General features: G+C 46.7%; 1 protein-coding gene. It reads left to right on the top strand.

Annotated elements, in window-relative coordinates:
* Positions 1–677 (top strand): Ig-like domain repeat protein (locus R7E78_RS27030; protein WP_318058733.1); only part of this gene is annotated, 677 nt, incomplete at both ends.

Raw genomic sequence — 677 nt, forward strand, 5'->3', positions numbered from 1 at the left:
CAGACGGATGAATACCCTCTTACTGTCGATGTGACGGCGCCACCCTACTGTTCTCTTGCCCCGGCTTATAGTAACTATGGGCCGGTTACTAGCGGTGATGCTTGGAAACTGGGTCTAGGTGGCCCTGAGGATAATGCCTTTTTGCTGTCAGGAATCTCTGATGAGTCACCCATCAAAGGCGTCAAAGCAAAGCTGTATCGTCAAGACGGTTCACTCTACAAAGATGTATCCGTGAACTACGATGACGCTAACGGACAAGCTAGACAGTCTTTCCAATCTGGCTTTTTCCCAGCCTCTGACTTGGATGAAGTGTTTACACTTCAGTTTGAGATAAGCGATAGCGCTGGAAATAGCTATCTTTCACCTCGTCAAAAAGTGATGTTTGATAGCATAACCAATGCTCCGTCTGCACCTTTTGGTGTTTATGACCCTTCAAGTACAAACAACTTAGGCCCTGGATTAACCGGATTTGTTGCTTACACTGAGGGCATGACAGTTAAAACTAACCCAATCAAGTTAGCTTGGCGTGTTCCGCGTGATAACTGGCATGAGTATAGAGAAGGTGGGATAAATATGACCAATGCCTTGGGAGAGATGTCCAAGGTAGGAGAAGATGCCAGCTATGTTTATCTCGTCACAACCGCACCTTATGGCAATACCGACGGCAATTATTGGCG

It is taken from the genome of Vibrio sp. YT-19(2023), assembly GCF_033337395.1.